We start from the raw sequence: 14,888 nt of genomic DNA on the forward strand, positions 1-14,888 counted from the left end.
CCAGCCACGTAGGCCAGGACCAACGGAGGAAACATGAGCGAGGAAACGTTCGGCTCGGGCGAGGAGAACGACAACCAGTACGGATCGAGTGACAACCAATCCGGCGGTTCATCCGAGAGCTACGGTGGCGATTCGGGTGGCGGCTTCGGCGGGGGTGACTCCGGCAGCGAGTCCGGCGGCGAGTCCGGTGGCGGCTACGGCGGCGGAGATTCCGGCGGCGAGTCCGGTGGCGGCTACGGCGGCGGAGATTCCGGCGGCGAGTCCGGTGGCGGCTACGGCGGCGGAGATTCCGGCGGCGAGTCCGGTGGCGGCTACGGCGGCGGTGACTCCGGCGGCGAGTCCGGTGGCGGCTACGGCGGCGGTGACTCCGGCGGCGAGTCCGGTGGCGGCTACGGCGGCGGTGACTCCGGCGGCGAGTCCGGTGGCGGCTACGGCGGCGGTGACTCCGGCGGCGAGTCCGGTGGCGGCTACGGCGGCGGAGAGTCCGGCGGCGAGTCCGGTGGCGGCTACGGCGGCGGAGAGTCCGGCGGCGAGTCCGGTGGCGGCTACGGCGGCGGTGACTCCGGCGGCGAGTCCGGTGGCGGCTACGGCGGCGGAGACTCCGGCGGCGGCTACGGCGGCGGAGACAACGAAGGCCGCGACGGAGAGTCCGGCGGCTTCGGAAGCTGACCTCCCGGTCTGAATCACAAGATCAACATCGCGCGTGCCCGGCCTGATGGCCGGGCACGCGCTGTCGTGTCCGCACGGGGCGACTCTTCGATCGTCTGTACGATGTCGATCATCATCCGGCCCGGTCCGGTCCGATCGTCGCCCACCGCGACGGCGCCATGATCATCTGCTCTCGGCAGGCGGTCTGCGAGACCGGGCGGACCATCGTGGTGATAGGAGACGAACTTCCTCGATGACGGTCACCGAGCAGCGTCAGATGTGGGCCTACCAACTGGACCGACCCGGGCACCTGGTCCGGCGCGACGTCCCGGTCGAAGCCGATCCGGAGCCCGGTGAGGTGCTCGTCAAGATCGAGGCCGGCGGGATCTGCGGCAGCGACCTGCCGAAGTTCCTCACCGGTAAACGGTTCTCGCCGCACGACCAGGCCGGGCCCGGCTACCCAATGCACGAGATCGCCGGGACCGTCGTGGCCAGCCGCGACCCCCGGTTCGCGGCCGGCGACGCCGTCTGCGGCTGCATGACCGGCCAGCGCGGCCTCGCCGAGTTGGTCCGGGTGTCCGCCGACACCGTCGTGCCGATCCCGGACGGGCTCACCCTGGTCGAGTCGGTTCTCGTCCAGCCGTTGGCGACGATCATGTACGCCCTGGACCGGCTGCCCGACGTGCGCGGCCGGTCGGCCGCGGTGATCGGGCTCGGGCCGATCGGCCTGCTGTTCACCCACGTCCTGCACCAGCGCGGCGCGCGGGTGACCGGGATCGACCCGGTCGACCGGTCCTCGGTCGCTACGACCTTCGGCGTCGACGAACTGTTCGTGGGCGGCATCGCGGACTGGGTGGCGAGCGCCGCAGAGCCGGCCGAGATCTGCATCGAGGCCGTGGGCCACCAGACCGAGACCCTGCCGTACGCGATCCGAGGCACCGCCCAGCTCGGTCATCTGTACGCATTCGGCGTGCCGGACGACCTCGACTACACGCTGCCCTTCCGGGAGGCGTTCGACCGCGCGATCACCCTCTACCTCGGCGTCACCCAGGAGTGGAACGCCGCCCTGCTGCAGTCCGCGGCATACCTCTCCGAGCACCGCGAACTGCTGACCATGATCACGCACGTCCTGGGCCCGGACGCCGTCAACGACGCCTACACCCTCTGCGCCGGCGCCACCCCGACCCGCCTCAAGGTCGTCCTCGACCTCACCTGACCCGGGCTCCCCGAAGTCGAGCCGACCGTCACCAGGTCGGCTGCCTTGCCGTGCCCAGGCGCACCCTGCCGCCCGTTCAGCCTTGCCGTGAAGCTGCTCCATCTCTTAGAATTCTGAACACTGTTCAGAGATGGGGGTCGAATGTCCACAGCCGTCCAGGGCAGGGGTCGACTGCTCGCACCCGACTTCGCGCGCGGCGCCATGCTGCTGCTGATCCTGCTGTCCAATTCCGCCTTCATGCTCTATGCCGGCGACTACAGTGCCCAGGCGGACTATCCGGCGCCGCAGCACGCCGCCGATCGCGTGGTGCAGTTCCTGATGGTGGCGTTCATCGACGTACGGGTCTATCCGCTGTTCTCGTTCCTGGTCGGCTACGGGTTGGTCCAGTCCTTCACCCGGGGCGTCGCGGCCGGCGCGACCGAGGCGGATGCTGCTGCCGTGCTGCGGCGACGCAACCTGTGGCTGCTGGTGGGCGGCCTGCTGCACGCGGCGCTGCTGCTCGGCACCGACGTACTCGGCGCGTACGGCTGGATCGGGCTGGTGCTGTGTGCCGGCTTCCTCCGCGGCAGCAGCCGCCGGTTGACGGGTTCGATCAGGGCGGGCGTGATCGTTCTCGGCGTGCTGTTGGTGGCGTCGGTCGTCGCGATCCTCGCCGCGCACTTCGTCGCTCCGGAACTGGCCCGGACTCCGGCGGAGGACCTGGGCGGCGCCCGGTTCACGCTCAGCGGGGCGGGCGAGACGAGCTACCTGGCTTCGATCCCGCCGCGGCTCGGCGGCTGGTTCTTCCTGCTGGTGTTGAACGGGATCGGGGTGGTGATGCCGGTGGCCATTCTGATCGGGATGTGGGCGGCGCGCTCTCGGATCATCGAGGAGCCGTCCCGACACTTGCCGCTGCTGCGTCGGGTCGCGGTCGGCGGGGTGGGTCTCGGTCTCGCCGGGTCGCTGCCGCATGCGTTCTCGGTCGCCGGGCTCGCCTCCCCACCGCCGTTCTTCGGCCTCTCCGATGCGGGCCTGTACGGGCTCACCTGGACCACCGGGCTGGCCGGCGGGCTCGGATACGCGGCCTGTTTCGTGCTGATCGCCGAACGCCTCGGCCGGTCCGGCCGGCCACCGGCCGGTGTCGAGGCCGTGGCGGCCCTCGGCCGGCGCTCGCTGAGCGGGTATCTGGTCCACTCGATCGTCATGGTCCCGCTGCTGTCCGCCTGGGGAGTGGGTCTCGGCGGCCGGCTGACCAGTGCCACCATGGCTGCGTTCGCCTGTGTCTTGTGGCTGTTGACCGTGATCGGGGCGGCGGTCCTACAGTCCCGAGGTCGGCGTGGCCCGTTCGAGGTGGTGCTGCGCCGGCTCAGCGCCCCACCGAAGAAGGAGTCCGCTCGTGGTCCGAACCCCGCCCGGTCCGAAGCCGCGCCTGGACCGGGGCGCGATCGCCGAGGCGGCGATCGAGATCATCGACCGTGACGGCCTGGACGCGTTGTCGATGCGCCGGTTGGCCGAACGGCTCGCGGTCGCGCCGGGCTCGCTGTACACCTATCTGGCCGACCGGGCCGAGCTCGAGGCCCTGGTCCTGGACACCGTGATCGCCCACGAGGGACTGCCGCACCGATCGCCCGGCACCTGGCGGGACCGGCTCGAGGTCTGGGCCAGGATCGACTGGGAGCTGTACTCGGCCCGGCCCTGGATCCTGGACCTCATCGACCGGGTACGCACGGTGACGCCCAGCATGGTCGGCTGGCTGGACTCGGCACTGCGATCCTTCGATGATGTCGCCGTCGACGACCAGGTGAAGCTCGATGTGATCAACGCGGTCGCCGCCTACGTCCACGGAGCCGCGCTCTCCAGTCGGCAGGAGGTGGCCCGCCTGGCCGGGGAGACCCCCGAGGGAGTCAGGGCCGCCTTCGAGCGGGCAACGGCACTGCAGGATGCGATCCGGACCGGCGCCGACCCGTTCCGCGCCACCTGGTTCGAAACCGGCCTGCACTGTCTGCTCGCCGGCATCGAGAAGGAGCTCACCGACCGGGCCGACTCCCGGAAGGGCAGGACATGACCGGGGCCGACCGGGGACCACGCGATACCGACCGGCACCACCACACCCATCCCGACCGACAACACCACGCCCACCCGACCGGACAGCTGGCCTGCCCGGTCCCGCTCCGGCACCACGATGGCGATCCGACGCACCCGCCCGCCGCCGACCAGTCACTTCTGCAGCGACACGCCGCCAAAACGCCTGCGGTTCTGACCGGTCGGCGGGTTTTGGGGAGGTTAGCGTTCGGTGCCGTCGAGGATGACTCGGAGGCCGGCTCGGGGCGGGCGGGTGTGGGGGCCGGTTGGGGTGGACCAGCCGGCTTCGGCGGCCGCGGTGATCGCGGCCTCGTCGACGGTGATGCCGGCGCCGGGCTGGTCGCCGAGCACGATGCCGCCGTCGGTGATCACCTGATCGACGGCGAGGCCGAGCGGCGGGCGGAGGTCCTGCACCTCGGTGGTCAGGTGGTTCGGCAGCGCGGTGGCGGCCGCGGCGGTGGCGGGGTTGGCGTCGTGGCCGACGATGCTCACCGGAAGATCACGCGAGGCCGCGGCATGGCCGAGGCGGAGGAAGTGGCTGATCCCCCAGCCCGCGCCGGCCTGCACGATGTCCGGAGCGCCGGCGTCGAAGAGCGGCCGGAACTGGTCCAGGCCGGTCAGGTTCTCGCCGGTGGCGACGGCCGCCCGGATCGCGTTCGACAGCCGGGCGTGACCGGCCGCATCCCAACGACGCAAGGGTTCCTCGACCCAGACGAGGTCGTACCGTTGCTCCAGCGCCGCGACATACCGGACGGCCTGCTTGACCTGCCAGGACTCGTTCGCGTCGAACATCAGGCCCGGCCGCGCCGTGTGGGCCCCGAGCGCGTCGGCCACCACGCCGAGCCGGCGCAGGTCGGCATCAAGATCAAGACCGCCCTTCAGCTTGCCGGCGACGAAGCCACGGTCCGCGAAGCCTGCGTAGAAGGCGTGCAGTTCGTCGTCGGTGAGCGCGATGTCGAGGCCGGAGGCGTACCCGGGAAGGTAGCGGTCCCGGCCGCCGAGCAACCGCCACAACGGTTCCCCGGCCGCCTTCGCCTTGATGTCCCACAGCGCCGCGTCGAGCGTCGCGATCCCGCCGTACGTCGCGCCGGCATGGCCCGACTTGAAGACGCGCGCGATCATCCGGTCGAACAGGGCCGCCACCGACCGGGGGTCCTCGCCCTCGATCGCCGAGAACAACCGGTCCAGGTCGGCGTGCGAGCCGATCCCGACTCCCTCGATCCCCTCGTCGGTCTCGATGATCACGATCGGCACCTCGGTGACCGCGTCCGGCAGGTTCCCGTTCGCATCGCCGATCGGCCGGCCCCAGGCGTGCACCGTGGACAGGGTCCGATATCCGATGATCTTCATGGCGTCCTCGCTTGGTCCCGGATCGTGAGTTCCTACGGTACGGGTCGTCCGTCGGCGAGCACCGGCACGGCCCCCGGGCGCATTCCGTACTCGCCGGTGTGGCCGTCGCCTACCATCAGGGCCATGGCCGACATCGCGGACGACCTCCGGCACGATCTGCAACCGATCGCAGAACAGTACGCCTCGATCCGACTGGGGCTGTTCCTGCACGGCAGTCACTCGCGCGGTGCGGCCGGGCCCCGGAGCGATGTCGACGTGATCGGCCTGTACGCGACGGACCGCGATGAGGACCGCGTCGCCACCGAGCAGGCGAGCTTCGAAGCGCTCGCGGCAAGACCCTGGCCCGGCCCGCTGGATCTCAAGATCATTCCGGCCGGGGAGTTCGCTGCGGACCCCTGGGTTGATCTTCGCACCGCCTGCTGGCTGGCCGGCGAGCCCTGGCACCAGACCCTGCCCCCACGCACCCACGACCAGGCCGCCCGGGAGTCGATCGCCGTCTTCGGCTCCCTGTTCGAGTACGGCGACTTCGCCGACCGGGACGACGCGCACGACCTGGCGAAACGGGTCGGCCGACTGTGCAGTGTGCTGGCCTCGCTGGTCACCGACGTCGTACCGCAGAGTGCCGAGGAGGCCCTCCGCGTCTTGCGACCGGACACCAGACTGGCCGCCGAGTTGCGTGATCTTCGCGCCGACCTGGCCGCACTGCCGAAGGACACTCAGGTGCCCGAGGACCTCAGTCACCGGGTACAGCGGGCCGCCGACGACGTCGCCGCGGTGCTCCGGGTCCACGTCGAGCGCGGCCTGCTCGGCCCGATCTGCACCGCGGCGGCGGCACGGGCGCTGACAGCCCACCGGCCACTGCAGTTCTGATGCGCGAGACTGCGGCAGCAGACCCCGAGGAGGAATGCTTGCGCCCAGCACTCGACGGCATCCGCGTAATCGATCTGACCACGGTCGTCTTCGGCCCGTACGCCTCGTTGATCTTGGCCGACTACGGCGCGGACGTGATCAAGATCGAGTCACCGGCCGGGGACCCGGTGCGCTCGGCCGGGCCCGGTGCCGAGGAGCGTTACGCCGCACTCTTCCTGGGCAGCAACCGGAACAAGCGCAGCGTCGCGCTCGACCTGAAGCGACCGGCCGGTCGGACGGCGCTGCTCCGGCTGGCCGAGCGGGCGGACGTGATCATGCACAGTATGCGGCCGCACAAGATGGCCGCCCTCGGCCTCGACCCGGACACCGTGCTGGCCACGAACCCGAGGTTGATCTTCGCCGAGCTGGCCGGCTTCGGCTCGGGCGGTCGTTATCGCGAGCAGCCCGCCTACGACGACATCGTGCAGGGGCTCTCCGGCGCGGCCGATCTGCTCCGGCGGCAGACCGGCGAGGCCCGTTACCTGCCGACGATCATCGCCGACAAGATCGGCGGGCTCACCGCGGCGCACGCCATCCTGGCCGCCCTGTTCCAGCGCGAGCGGACCGGCCGCGGGCAGCTGGTCGAGGTGCCGATGCTGGAGTCGATGGCGTCCTTCCTGCTCACCGAACACCTGCACGCGCGGCACCGGATCGATCCGCCGGGCGAGCAGGCGGAGGCCGGCTACACCCGGATCCTGTCCCCCTGGCGGCGGCCGTACCCGACCCTGGACGGCCATGTCTGCGTGATGCCGTACGGCGATCGGCACTGGCGCGCGTTCCTGACCGAGGTGGGCCGCGCGGAACTCGTCGACGACCCGCGGCTTGTTGATCTTGGAGCCAGGACCCGGCACATCGACGAGCTGTACAGCCTGCTCGCCGAGATCATCGCGACCGAACCCACCGCGCACTGGTTGGAGCTCTGCCGCCGGCTGGACATCCCGGCCGCGCCGGTCAACCGGCTCGAGGACCTGGAGCACGACCCGCACCTGACCGACGTCGGCTTCTTCGTCGAGCTGACCGACGCCGGCGGCCGCTACCGGTTCCCGCGCAGCCCGGTCCGGCTGGCCGACTCCTCGGTCGAGCCCACTCTGCCGCCGCGGCTCGGCGCCGACTCGGAAGCCGTCCTGCGCGAGGCCGGCCTGACCGATGACGAGATCGCCGCGGTACGCCGGGACGCCGCCCCGCCTCCCCCGCCGGGCCGCCCACCCGAAAGACTCGACCCATGACCACGAGCGACGCCGTTCCCGGCTGGCTGGCCGACGAACTGACCACCGTCCCTTCCTACGTTGCGTTCGCGGACGTCGACGAGCTCGCGGCGGGACTGCGGGCGATCGCCGATGATCATCCGGACCTGGCGCGGGTGGAGCGGGTCGGGACCTCCCGGCAGGGCGAGCCGCTGCTCTGCTTGATCATCGACGAGGACCGCCCGGACGCGGCCGAGGCCCTGGTCTTCGGGCTGCCGCACCCGAACGAGCCGATCGGCGGGCTCACCGCGCTGCACCTGGCCCGGCGGCTCACCGAGGACGCCGAACTGCGGGACCGGCTGAACCACCGGTGGCGGATCATCGCCTGCATCGACCCGGACGGGCTCCGGCTCAACCACGGCTGGCTCAAGGGCCCGTTCACCCGCGAGCACTACGCCCGCCACTTCTACCGGCCGGCCGGTCATGATCAGGTCGAGTGGACGTACCCGCTGAACTACCAGGACGCCTACTTCGACGCCGCGATCCCGGAGACCCAGGCCTTGATGCGGCTGATCGACCAGCATCGGCCCGATCTCGTCTGTTCCTTGCACAACAGCGAGATCGGCGGTGTCTACTACTACCTGAGCCGGCCGGAGCCGGAGCTCTATCCGATCTTGCAGGGCGTGCCCGAACGACTCGGCCTGATGCTGGACCGCGGCGAGCCGGAGTCGCCGGAGATCGTCCGGCTGGCCGACGGGATCTACCGGGCGGGTTCGATCAAGGACGCCTACGACCGGACCGTCGCCCGCGGCGAGCCGTGGCACAACACGGCCGGCGACAGTACGGCCTCCTACGCCGGCCGGTACGGCGCGCAGACCTTGATCAGCGAGCTGCCGTACTGGGTCGACCCGAACATCGCCGACGCGAGCCCCGCCTCGACCCGGTACGGCGAGGCGGTCGCCGCGCAGGCCGCGGGCCTGGCCGAGCTGGCCGAGGTGCTGCAGGCCGGGATCGCTGCCACCGAAGGAAAACTGCTCGCCCCCGACGCGCCGCTCTGGCGGGCCGCCCGCTACTTCACCACGACGATGGCGCACGCCGCCGAGTCGACCGCCCGACGAGCCGACGACCCCGGGGCGGACCGGCCGGCGACCGTGGCCGAGGTGTCCTCGCTGGCCGCCGTGGTGCACCAGTTCCGGCTCCGGTTCGCCGGGATCCTGCTCCGGGCACTGGCCGGAGAACTGGCCGTCGGCAACGTCCGGGAACCGATCCGTACCGCTCATGATCAACACGCCCAGCGCTACGAGACGTGGCTCGCCGAGGATGCCGGTGCGCTGCCGTACCAGGTGATCGAGATCCGCACCCTGGTCGCGGCCCAGTATGCGGCGACCCTGGCGACGGCCGCCCAGTTGTCCGGCCGGCTGCACTGACCCGGACTCAGAGCTCGAGGGTCAGGAAGATGCTGTTCGGGTCGGGCCGGTAGTCGGCGAACGGCTCGCAGTCGACGAAACCGAACCGCCGGTAGAGCCGATGGGCGGGCGCGAAGAACTCGGCCGATCCGGTCTCCAGGCTGAGCCGGGCGTAGCCCAGCCGGCACGCCTCGGCGATGAGGTGCGCCAGCAGCGTCGAGGCGACCCCGCCGCCGCGCCGGGAACTCGCGGTGCGCATGGACTTCACCTCGGCGTGCGTCGCATCCAGCCGCTTCAGCGCGCCGCAGCCGACCAGTTCGTCACCGTCGTAGGCCGACCAGAAGGTGATCTCGGGCCGGCGAAGATCATCGAGGTCGAGCGCGTGCTTGCTCTCGGGCGGCGACGTCGCCCGCATGTCGTCCAGGTGCTCGGCCAACAGCGCGGCGACCTCCGGTCCGGAGAGGTCGTCGACAAGGATCTTCATCAGGGCTCCATCCGTTCGAGGGTCGCCCGGACCATGCTACGAATCCAGTCCAGGTACTCCCGATGCGACCGCCCGGACTCGGCGACCAACTGCTGGTAGCCCTCGGGCGACAACAGGAACGACAGCTCCGCGGCGACCCTGCGCCGCACCCGTACGCCGGCCGCGAGCAGTCCACGTCGCTGGATCAGCCCGACCGCGGACTCGATGTCCTTGCGCCGGCGCGCGAGGATCCCGTCCAGGACGGGCGCGATCTCGGCGTCGGAGTCGGCCGCGCTGGTCAGGGCCCGCCAGAGCGCGTACGCCCGGCGATTGGCGGCCGCCATGAACTCCAGCCCGGTGTCGAGGAACGCATCGTCGTTTTCGATCGCGAACGCTGCCGCGAGTTGATCTTGCTCGGCGAGCGGTTGCCGGCCCTCCTGACCGGTGAACGCCTGCTCGAAGGCCGCCAGCAGCAAGTCCCGCTTCGGCCCCTGGGCCTTGACCGACTCGACCGAGACCCCGGCCCGGGCGGCGATCGCGGCCTGGGTCGTCCGGCCGTAACCGGACTCGGCGAAGCAGGCACCGGCCGCCTCGAGGATGCGCCGCCGGGTCGCCGCTGCCTGCTCCGTCCGCAGCTCCGAGCGATAGGTCCGTGATGGCTTCGTCACATTGACTACCTTAACAGGGTGATGAATACTTTGTGAAGGCAGTCACTTACGTCAGGAGCCTCGAATGCCCTCCCTGTTGATCTGCAGCACCTCGGCCCACGGTCACGTCGCGCCGCTGCTCCCGATCGCGTCCGAACTCGTCACCGCGGGCTTCCGGGTCCGGTTCCTCACCGGAGCGAAATTCCGGTCCGCCGTCGAGCGGACCGGTGCCGAGCACCTGGCGCTGCCGGCCGACGCGGACCTCGATGATCATGATCTTGACGGCCAGTTCCCGGACCGGGCCCGGTTGACCGGCGTCGCGCGGATGAAGTTCGACCTGGTCCAACTGTTCCTGAAGCCGGTGCCGGCCCAGCTCCGCGCGGTCCGGGAAGCGGTCGCGGCCGAGCCGACCGACGCCGTCCTCGCCGAGCCCCTGTTCGTCGGCGGCGGCGCCTATCTCCTGCAGCGATCCACACCGACCGATCCGATGGTGATCATCGCCGGCACACTGCCGCTGAGCATCTCGAGCCGGGACACGGCACCGTTCGGCTTCGGGCTGCAGCCGCTCAAGGGCCCGCTCGGCCGGCTCCGCAACGCGGTGCTCCAGTTCGCCGCGGAGAAGATCGTCTTCGGTTCCGTGCAGCGCACCGCCGAGCGGATCATCCGGGAGACGACCGGGAAGGACCTCCCCTGCTTCGTCATGGACTGGCCGGCCCAGGCGGATGCGATCGTCCAGTTCAGCGTGCCGGGCTTCGAGTATCCGCGCTCCGATCTGCCCGACCGGGTCCATTTCGTCGGCCCGCTGAGTCTGCCCACCACCGAGCCGGCCACGCTGCCCGACTGGTGGGCCGACCTTGATCAGGACCAGGCGGTGATCATCGTCAATCAGGGCACCGTAGCCAATCAGGACTACGACCAGCTGATCGCTCCGGCCCTGACCGCCCTCGGCCGCCCGGCCGGCACAGCCGCGGACCCGCTGATCGTCGTGACCACCGGTGGCCGCCCGCTGGACACGCTGCCGCAACCTCTGCCGGACAACGTCCGGGCGGCGACCTACCTGCCGTTCGACCAGCTGCTGCCGAAGGCCGACCTCATGATCACCAACGGTGGGTACGGCGGCGTCCACGCGGCCCTGCGCCACGGGGTGCCGCTGATCGTGGCGGGCACGACGGAGGACAAGGTCGAGGTCGGCGCCCGGGTGACGTACACCGGGGTCGGGATCAACCTGGCAACCAACCGGCCGACCCCGCCGCAGCTCGCCGAGGCTGTCCGCACCGTGCTCGGCGACGGGCGTTACACCGCAGCCGCCACCCGGCTCGGCAACGAGATCGGCCGCGCTCCCGGCGTCGCCGCGATCAGATCGTTGATCGAGGAGCGGCGCCGGACCGCTGCGGGCGGGCTATCGTCGAAGGATGAGGTGTGAACCGGGACTGTACCCCTCGATCGTCCCGCCGTACCTGATCGCGCGGCTGCGCCACCATCCGGACGCGCACGTCGCCGAGTCGGCCCGGCGGACGCTCGATCTCGACACCGGCGTCCGGCGGGTCCGGCCGACCGCCACGCCGGCGCCCGATCGCCGGCCGGCCGCAGCGGCCGAGGAGGCCGAGGCCGCCGCGCCCGCCGCGCCGCGCCCGCATCGGGTGATCAGCGACGCCGAGAGCGGCGACGTCCTGCCCGGCCGGACGGTCCGTTCCGAAGGGGATCCGGCCGTCGACGACCCAGCGGTCAACGAGGCGTACGAAGGGCTCGGCACTACCTGGCTGCTGTTCCAGGAGGCCTTCGGCCGGGACAGCCTCGACAACGCCGGACTGCCGCTGCGGGCGACCGTGCACTACCTGCAGGACTGGGACAACGCGCAATGGGACGGGCAGCGGATGCTGTTCGGCGACGGCGACGGGACCGTGTTCAACCGGTTCACCCTGGCGCTCGACGTGATCGCCCACGAACTCACCCACGGCGTCACCCAGTACACGGCGAACCTGGTCTACCGCGGCCAGTCGGGCGCACTGAACGAGAGCGTCTCCGACGTCTTCGGCGCGATGGCGAAGCAGTTCGGGGCTGGGCAGACCGCCGACCAGGCGGACTGGCTGATCGGGGCCGGCCTCTTCACCGATCAGGTGCAGGGGTCCGCGCTGCGGTCCATGATCGAGCCCGGCACCGCGTACGACGACGACGTCCTGGGCAAGGACCCGCAGCCCGGGCACCTGGACGACTACATCACGACCGACGACGACAACGGCGGCGTCCATCTCAACTCGGGCATCCCGAACCGCGCCTTCGCGCTGGCCGCGACCAAGATCGGCGGCCACAGCTGGGAAGGCGCGGGCCCGGTCTGGTACGACGTCCTCACCGGCTCCGAGATCACGCCCGGCACCGACTTCGCCGGGTTCGCCCGGCTGACCGTCGCCGCCGCGGCGCAGCGGTACGGAGACGGCTCGGATCAGCACCGGGCCGTCGCCGAGGCCTGGCAACAGGTCGGCGTGGTCACGACCGGAACGGGACCCGGGTCGGACCCGGGTCCGGTCACGGTGACCCGGTCCGGCGGCTTCGCCGGAATGCGGCTGCAACGGACCGTCGATCCGGACGACCTGGACGCGAGCGATGCCGCGGAGTGGCGCGAGGTGCTGTCGAATCCCTCGGTGTGGCAGGGATTCCGGACCGCGACGGCCGGCCCGCCGCTGCCGGACGGCTTCACGTTCACGGTAAGCGCGCCGGGCGCCGGCATCGACATCCGGGCCGGCGAACGCGACCTGCCGCCGCGGTTGCGCGGCCTGTTGAACCGCTTCCTCCGCCGATCATGATCGAACCGCCGGGCCACCCGCGGCTCGGCCCGGGCGGGACCTGAGTCGGAGCGCCGCGGACGGTTTCGGCGACCGGAGCCCGATGGCGTGCCGGTCGGCCGACGGAACACTCGGCGGCATGCTCATTTCTGCGCGCAATCTCGTCATGACGTACGGCAGCGGCGGCTCGGCCACCCATGCGCTGGCCGGAGTCGATCTTGACATCTGGCCCGGATCGCTGGCGATCATGGGCCCGTCCGGGTCGGGCAAGACGACGCTGCTGCACTGCCTGGCCGGGATCGTCCGGCCGACCAGCGGCACCGTGACCTTCCGCGACCAGGCGTTGTCCGCGATGTCGGACCGACAGCGGACCGCGCTGCGCCGGAGCGACTTCGGGTTCCTGTTCCAGTCCGGCCAACTGCTGGCCGAACTGCCGGCCAGCGAGAACGTCGCACTCCCGTTGATGCTCGACGGCCAGCCGGCCAAGGCAGCGATCGGCGCGGCCCGGGAGTGGCTGGCCCGGCTCGGGCTGGCCGGGATGGAGAACCGGCGTCCGGGCGAACTGTCCGGCGGGCAGGCGCAGCGGGTGGCGATCGCGCGGGCCTTGATCACCAAGCCGAGCGTGGTGTTCGCCGACGAGCCGACCGGCGCCCTGGACCAGTCGACCGGGCAGCAGGTGATGCAGATCCTCGTCGAGGCCAGCGCCCACACCGGGGCCGCCCTGGTCGTCGTCACCCATGATCAACTCGTGGCCCAGTCCTGCCAGCGTACGGTGATCATGCGGGACGGCCGCGACGTCACGGCGCAGTTCGCGCCGCCGGTTCAGCAGCAGGTGCCGCCCGCACCGGCCCCGGCCCAGCCCGCTCCGTTCGGCGGGGCCCACTGATGATCGCCGCCAAGCTGTGGTGGCGGCTCGCCCGCCGCCAGGAATCCCAACGGTTGATCACTGCCCTGGCCGTGATCGCGTTCGCGGCCACCACCGCGGCCGTCCTCACCGTGCTCGGCGGTCTGGGTGCGTTCCAGGCCCGGCCGGAGAGTGAGCTCTACGTGACCTTGGCCCTGGTCGCGACCGCGATCCTGATCATTCCGGTGATCACGCTCGGGGGCGCCGCCGCTCGCCTGTCCATCTCCCGCCGCAACGAGCGGTTCGCCGCGCTGCGGCTGGCCGGCGCCACCAGCGGTCAGGTCGGCGCGATCGCCGTGATCGACGCCGCCGTGCAGGCCGTGGCGGGCGCGGTCGCCGGTGTCGTTCTCTACCTGATCGCGCTGCCCGGCGTCGCCCAGCTGCGGTTCCAGGGCCGCTCGTTCCAGCTGGCCGAGCTGTGGGTCGGCCCGGGCGTGCTCGCCCTGACCCTGCTGGCGATCGTCGTCCTGGCGGTCGCGTCCGCGGCGTTCAGTCTGGCGGCGGTCGTGATCAGTCCGCTCGGCGTCGCCCGCCGGGTCAGCCCGAAGAAGCTCTCGCTGATCCGGGCCGTGTTCTTCGTGCTCGCCTTCACCGCCTGGCTGGTGATCACCCGCGTCGTCAACGGCGACCTGGCGGTCCCGGTGATGATCACGTTCCTGATCATCTGCTTCGCGGTGGTCAACCTGGTCGGTCCGTTCGTGCTCGGCCTGATCGGCCGGATCGCCGCGAACCGCGCCAAGAACGTCCCGGCCCTGCTCGCCGCGCGCCGGCTGGTCGACGACCCGAAGAGTGCCTGGCGTTCGGTGGCCGGGGTCACCCTGGCGACCTTCGTGGCCGGCCTGCTCAGCATCGCGCCGGGGATGGCCGCCGGTGCCGACGCCGCCGAGGAGCCGTCGCTGGCGTACCTGTCGCAGGACCTGCTGACCGGTGCCCTGGTCACGGTGATCATCGCCGCCCTGCTGGCGGCGGTCTCGAGTGGCGTCAACCAGGCCGCGAAGGTGCTCGACCACCGTGATCAATATCGGATGCTGCGGCTCGCCGGAACCCCGATCGAGGTGCTCTCCGCCGCCCGGCTGCGCGAGACCTGGTTGCCGCTCGGCGCCTCGCTGGCGATCGCGGTCTGTTGCTCGCTGGTGATCGTCGCGCCGTTCGGGATCATGCTGATCGGCGCCAGTCCGGCCGGTCCGCTGCTCTTCGGCGGTGGCCTGGTGCTGTCGGTGACGCTGGTCATGGCGGCCGTCCTGGCCTCCCAGCCGCTGCTCCACAAGGCCGCGGCGATCTAACCCGCTGCTCCGGGATTGATCAGACTCATCCGGCACG

At 71.3% G+C, this 14,888-nt stretch carries 14 protein-coding genes; 11 read left to right on the forward strand and 3 right to left on the reverse strand.

Features of this window, described 5'->3' with window-relative positions; genetic code table 11:
• The first annotated feature begins 33 nt into the window (after positions 1-33).
• The 4 genes from BKA15_RS08620 (at position 34) to BKA15_RS08635 (ending at position 3,908) form a co-directional block, all read left to right on the forward strand.
• The gene (locus BKA15_RS08620) at positions 34-669 is read left to right on the forward strand and encodes a hypothetical protein (RefSeq protein ID WP_179749854.1); all 636 of its coding nucleotides are present in this window, start codon (positions 34-36) and stop codon (positions 667-669) included.
• Between the two features lie 232 nt (positions 670-901).
• Positions 902-1,864, forward strand: coding sequence for a zinc-dependent alcohol dehydrogenase (locus BKA15_RS08625; RefSeq protein ID WP_179749856.1), 963 nt, complete (start codon positions 902-904; stop codon positions 1,862-1,864).
• A 141-nt stretch (positions 1,865-2,005) separates the two neighbouring features.
• Positions 2,006-3,322, forward strand: coding sequence for a DUF418 domain-containing protein (locus tag BKA15_RS08630; RefSeq protein ID WP_218871141.1), 1,317 nt, complete (start codon positions 2,006-2,008; stop codon positions 3,320-3,322).
• The gene (locus tag BKA15_RS08635) at positions 3,240-3,908 is read left to right on the forward strand and encodes a TetR/AcrR family transcriptional regulator (protein ID WP_179749858.1); all 669 of its coding nucleotides are present in this window, start codon (positions 3,240-3,242) and stop codon (positions 3,906-3,908) included. Before BKA15_RS08630 ends, BKA15_RS08635 begins: the two co-directional genes overlap by 83 nt.
• 218 nt (positions 3,909-4,126) lie before the next feature.
• Here BKA15_RS08635 and BKA15_RS08640 read toward each other — a convergent pair whose 3' ends face one another.
• Positions 4,127-5,275: a mandelate racemase/muconate lactonizing enzyme family protein gene (locus BKA15_RS08640; protein WP_179749860.1), complete on the reverse strand. Its 1,149-nt coding sequence runs from the start codon at positions 5,273-5,275 to the stop codon at positions 4,127-4,129.
• Positions 5,276-5,398: 123 nt separating this feature from the next.
• Between BKA15_RS08640 and BKA15_RS08645 the strand changes: the two genes are divergently transcribed.
• The 3 genes from BKA15_RS08645 to BKA15_RS08655 are packed head-to-tail and all read left to right on the forward strand — an operon-like array spanning position 5,399 to position 8,795.
• The gene (locus BKA15_RS08645; RefSeq protein ID WP_179749862.1) at positions 5,399-6,145 is read left to right on the forward strand and encodes a nucleotidyltransferase domain-containing protein; all 747 of its coding nucleotides are present in this window, start codon (positions 5,399-5,401) and stop codon (positions 6,143-6,145) included.
• A 38-nt stretch (positions 6,146-6,183) separates the two neighbouring features.
• Positions 6,184-7,410, forward strand: a complete 1,227-nt coding sequence (locus BKA15_RS08650; protein WP_218871143.1) for a CaiB/BaiF CoA transferase family protein — start codon at positions 6,184-6,186, stop codon at positions 7,408-7,410.
• Complete coding sequence (locus tag BKA15_RS08655) at positions 7,407-8,795, forward strand: M14 family zinc carboxypeptidase (protein WP_179749865.1); 1,389 nt, start codon at positions 7,407-7,409, stop codon at positions 8,793-8,795. The genes BKA15_RS08650 and BKA15_RS08655 overlap by 4 nt, the downstream gene beginning before the upstream one ends.
• Positions 8,796-8,802: 7 nt before the next feature.
• Here the strand turns inward: BKA15_RS08655 and BKA15_RS08660 are convergent, their stop codons facing one another.
• Positions 8,803-9,258 carry a GNAT family N-acetyltransferase gene (locus BKA15_RS08660; protein ID WP_179749867.1) on the reverse strand — a complete coding sequence of 152 codons (456 nt, stop codon included), beginning with the start codon at positions 9,256-9,258 and terminating at the stop codon, positions 8,803-8,805.
• Complete coding sequence (locus BKA15_RS08665) at positions 9,258-9,905, reverse strand: TetR/AcrR family transcriptional regulator (protein WP_179749869.1); 648 nt, start codon at positions 9,903-9,905, stop codon at positions 9,258-9,260. Before BKA15_RS08665 ends, BKA15_RS08660 begins: the two co-directional genes overlap by 1 nt.
• Before the next feature lie 64 nt (positions 9,906-9,969).
• On the opposite strand from BKA15_RS08665, the gene BKA15_RS08670 reads away from it, so the two are divergent.
• The 4 genes from BKA15_RS08670 (at position 9,970) to BKA15_RS08685 (ending at position 14,851) form a co-directional block, all read left to right on the forward strand.
• Complete coding sequence (locus BKA15_RS08670) at positions 9,970-11,307, forward strand: glycosyltransferase (protein WP_179749871.1); 1,338 nt, start codon at positions 9,970-9,972, stop codon at positions 11,305-11,307.
• A complete protein-coding gene (locus BKA15_RS08675) occupies positions 11,297-12,685 on the forward strand; it encodes a protealysin inhibitor emfourin (protein ID WP_179749873.1) in 1,389 nt (462 codons plus the stop codon). The genes BKA15_RS08670 and BKA15_RS08675 overlap by 11 nt, the downstream gene beginning before the upstream one ends.
• A 118-nt stretch (positions 12,686-12,803) precedes the next feature.
• Complete coding sequence (locus tag BKA15_RS08680; protein ID WP_218871144.1) at positions 12,804-13,550, forward strand: ABC transporter ATP-binding protein; 747 nt, start codon at positions 12,804-12,806, stop codon at positions 13,548-13,550.
• On the forward strand, positions 13,550-14,851 hold the full coding sequence (locus tag BKA15_RS08685) for a hypothetical protein (protein WP_179749877.1): 1,302 nt from the start codon (positions 13,550-13,552) through the stop codon (positions 14,849-14,851). The genes BKA15_RS08680 and BKA15_RS08685 overlap by 1 nt, the downstream gene beginning before the upstream one ends.
• Positions 14,852-14,888: the final 37 nt, after the last annotated feature.

Source organism: Microlunatus parietis, from assembly GCF_013407955.1.
In the GTDB taxonomy this organism is placed as follows: Bacteria; Actinomycetota; Actinomycetes; order Propionibacteriales; family Propionibacteriaceae; genus Microlunatus; species Microlunatus parietis.